Below are 3,240 nucleotides of genomic sequence, written 5' to 3'. Positions count from 1 at the left end.
CCCTGGCTCGATGGCGGGGTGCCGATAATTGTTACCCATCGGGCGGGCCCGGAAATTGAAGCCTATTTCGCACGTGTCTTCGACGGCGTGGACGTCGAAGGGAATCTCAGGGCCACGGACCCCGACCTGGACAGGATCAATCTCTCACGGCGACGCCTGGGCTCGGGCGTCTATCACGAGAATGTGCTGGCGGAGCGCGAGATCGTGACGCGAGCCGCCTACTTCCACGAGGCATTCGCACCGGCCGGCATGCATCACGTTATCGGCATGACCACACGGCTGGCCGTTGGCGAGGCGTTGTTCGCCTTCGGGTTCGAGGGAGATGACGACCCCGGCTTCGTCAGTGGCAGAACGGAAACACTGCTCAGACTGCTCCTGCCGGCATTCAGCTTCGGTTTCAGTGCCATCGACCGGGCCCATCGGCACCAGGAGCGGCTCGACAAGGCCATCGCCGAGGCCAGGGTGTCTGCTACCGTTAACAAGCTTGACATCAATGGATCGAACATTCGCGGTGGCGGGGCGGGCAAGCCCCTGATCCAGCTACCCTTACCCGAACTTTCCGGGGAGGAGGGCGGACAACTGCAGATTTCACTAGGCACACTGGGTCTGGAGGATCTGGCAGCCGCTCTGGCTCAGCGCTTTGCGTTGAGCCCCAGGCAAAGAGAGACTGCCGAGCTGATGTTGAGAGGCCTCACGTCCCGGGAAATCGCCCGGCAGCTAGGGGTTCGCATGAACACCGCCCGCCGGCATTGTGAGGCGGTGTTGCAAAAGACCGGTGTGGCGCGGCGTGAGCAATTGGCCTTGCTGTCATTGAGGGGGTTGGTGGAACACTAGCCTGCTGTTGTCGCCAAGGCCTCCGGGTCGACGCGCTCGATGGGGTAGGGCAGCTTCAGCAGCTTCAATGTCTGGCCCTCCACGCTGAGCGGGCCGATGTCTTCCTTGATGCTGAGCACGGCGAGAATTTCTGCCTGGCCGTAGGCGTCGAGTTCGGCGGCGAGCACTTCGCCCTTGGCCTTGTCGTTGGTATCCGTGATGGGGGCGCCTGCCTGCGGGAGGCGGTCGCCTTCCAACTGGGCACGGTACAGACGCTTTTTCACCTGACCGCGAAAGTGCGCGCGAGCGACGACTTCCTGGCCGGTATAACACCCCTTCTTGAAGCTGATGCCGCCGAGAGCCTCCCAGTTGATCATCTGCGGCAGGTAGGTATCGCCCAGGTCGGCATCGAGCCAGGCCAGCCCCGCCTGAATGTCGTGCAACCGCCACACGGCGTTGCCGACCGGCGTGGCGTGCTCCCTCAGCCACTGCCAGGCTTGCTCTGCTCGATCTGCCGGCAGGCAGACCAGCAGTCTCGGGCGCGGCCCGGGGTGGGCCAACACTTGAAGTTCGTCATTGCCGGCCTGGTGCCATGGCCCGGAGGGTAGGGCGTCGAAGCGTACCTCGGCGAGCGCTGCCGCCTCGTGACCGATCAATCCTAATAGCGCCAGGTCGTCGCGCTCGCGCAGTTCGACCTTGTAGAAGGGGGCGAACTTCTTGAGATGCTCGGCCAGCGAGGCCACCAGGCTGGCGTGCATGATCAGGCGATAGTGGGCCGGGCCGACCCGCAGCAGCTGTGCATTGGCCAGCATGCGCCCCTTGGGCGTGCAGAAGCAGGTCAGTGGGGCAAAGTCGCCGTCGGCCAGCGAGACCTGAGCGCTGGTCTGGCCCTGCAGGAACCGCTCGGCATCGGGGCCCTCGACGTCCAGCACCCCGAGGTGAGCGAGGGGCGTCATCACCGTGGTGTCCAGCGCACGCCGCGGCGCTTCGGATGTGTCGAACGTCACTCGGTATTCGGCTTCCTGCCGGCCGCCGGTGGCAGCGATCCAGTCCATCATCTGCGGGGCTCCTCGTGGTTCGGTGTCGTGCATGATCCTGCCGTCTAGATGCGGGCGATGGGGCGGCATTGCAAGCGCTGCCCGCACCTGGGGTGGCATGCTAGAATCGGCTACCAGTTCCATCGTCAGACCGTCCACCTACGCCATGTCAGGAGCCGCCCATGGCCCATCAGTCCCTGAGCTTCAAGGGCGTCGAGAACGCCGATCAGGTCAATCGCATCACCACTGCCCTGATGATGTTGGACGGCGTCGACAGTGTCGAGGTCGGCCGCCACGGCGCCGAGGTGGAGGGCAAGGCCCGCCGCGAGGCGCTGATCAAGGCGGTGGACGCTCTCAAGCTCGGTATCGAGGTGAAGTAATGAAGAAGACCATTGAAGTCGTCAGCGAGCGCAACCATATCTATCGTCAGCGGGTCGAGCTGGATGGCTTTGACGACCTGTTTGTCGACGTGCCCGAAGCCTACGGCGGCGAAGGGACGGCGCCGGATCCCCATGATTACTTCGATCTCTCGCTGGGGGCCTGCAAGGCGATCACCTCGAAGATGTACGCCCGGCGCAAGAAGTGGCCGCTGACGGGCATCAGCGTCACCGTCAATCGTGACGACAGTCAGGAGCGTCACGGGACCTATCGGCTCGACGTGGCGATGACCTTCCACGGCATCGAGGACCCCGAGCAGCGGGCCCGGCTGGAGGAGATAAGCCATAAGTGCCCGATTCACCGGTTGATGACCACATCCACCGTGGAGGTGACGACCCGCACCGTCGAGCGCACTGCCGAGGCCTGACGCTCGGCCTGACCGCGTTTCTCCGGGTGCCCTGTCGGCGCCCGCCCCCTCCAGTGGAGCCGCCATGAGCAAGCCCTTCCGCCTGCAGTCCAAGTTCCAGCCCGCCGGCGATCAGCCTTCTGCCATTCGTGGCCTGGTCGGCGGACTGGAGTCGGGACTGGCGCACCAGACGCTGCTCGGCGTGACCGGCTCCGGCAAGACCTTCACCATGGCCAACGTGGTCGAGCACCTGCAGCGACCGACCATCGTCATGGCGCCCAACAAGACCCTGGCGGCGCAGCTCTACGGCGAGTTCAAGGCGTTCTTTCCCGACAACGCCGTCGAGTACTTCGTCTCCTACTACGACTATTACCAGCCCGAGGCCTACGTGCCCTCGTCCGACACCTTCATCGAGAAGGATGCCTCGATCAATGACCATATCGAGCAGATGCGGCTTTCGGCGACCAAGGCGCTGCTGGAGCGTCGCGACGCCATCATCGTGGTCTCGGTATCGGCGATCTACGGCCTGGGGGATCCCGACCAGTACCTGAAGATGCGTTTGCACGTTACCCGCGGCGAGCTGATCGACCAGCGCAAGTTCCTGCG

At 64.3% G+C, this 3,240-nt stretch carries 5 protein-coding genes; 4 read left to right on the top strand and 1 reads right to left on the bottom strand.

Annotation, left to right across the window (positions count from 1 at the left end; genetic code table 11):
- The coding region (locus RI841_RS12055) for a helix-turn-helix transcriptional regulator (RefSeq protein ID WP_310705847.1) at nucleotides 1-834 on the top strand (834 nt) is incomplete at its 5' end.
- Here the strand turns inward: RI841_RS12055 and RI841_RS12050 are convergent.
- Nucleotides 831-1,871 carry a folate-binding protein gene (locus tag RI841_RS12050; protein WP_310705846.1) on the bottom strand — a complete coding sequence of 347 codons (1,041 nt, stop codon included), beginning with the start codon at nucleotides 1,869-1,871 and terminating at the stop codon, nucleotides 831-833. The two genes, RI841_RS12055 and RI841_RS12050, sit on opposite strands and share 4 nt — an antisense overlap.
- A 161-nt stretch (nucleotides 1,872-2,032) precedes the next feature.
- On the opposite strand from RI841_RS12050, the gene RI841_RS12045 reads away from it, so the two are divergent.
- From RI841_RS12045 to RI841_RS12035, 3 genes are all read left to right on the top strand, one after another.
- Nucleotides 2,033-2,230: a hypothetical protein gene (locus RI841_RS12045; RefSeq protein WP_310705845.1), complete on the top strand. Its 198-nt coding sequence runs from the start codon at nucleotides 2,033-2,035 to the stop codon at nucleotides 2,228-2,230.
- On the top strand, nucleotides 2,230-2,655 hold the full coding sequence (locus RI841_RS12040) for an OsmC family protein (protein ID WP_310705844.1): 426 nt from the start codon (nucleotides 2,230-2,232) through the stop codon (nucleotides 2,653-2,655). The genes RI841_RS12045 and RI841_RS12040 overlap by 1 nt, the downstream gene beginning before the upstream one ends.
- Nucleotides 2,656-2,719: 64 nt before the next feature.
- The coding region (locus RI841_RS12035) for a DEAD/DEAH box helicase family protein (protein ID WP_310705842.1) at nucleotides 2,720-3,240 on the top strand (521 nt) is incomplete at its 3' end.

The sequence above is a fragment of the Halomonas sp. genome (genome assembly GCF_031581305.1).
Lineage (GTDB): Bacteria > Pseudomonadota > Gammaproteobacteria > Pseudomonadales > Halomonadaceae > Halomonas.
This window is presented reverse-complemented; position numbering and strand designations above follow the sequence as displayed.

Excerpts from the sequence above, each read along its gene's own strand:
- RI841_RS12050 (WP_310705846.1), bottom strand. The coding sequence starts at position 1,871 with ATGATGGACTGGATCGCTGCCACCGGCGGCCGGCAGGAAGCCGAATAC.
- RI841_RS12045 (WP_310705845.1), top strand. The coding sequence starts at position 2,033 with ATGGCCCATCAGTCCCTGAGCTTCAAGGGCGTCGAGAACGCCGATCAG.
- RI841_RS12040 (WP_310705844.1), top strand. The coding sequence starts at position 2,230 with ATGAAGAAGACCATTGAAGTCGTCAGCGAGCGCAACCATATCTATCGT.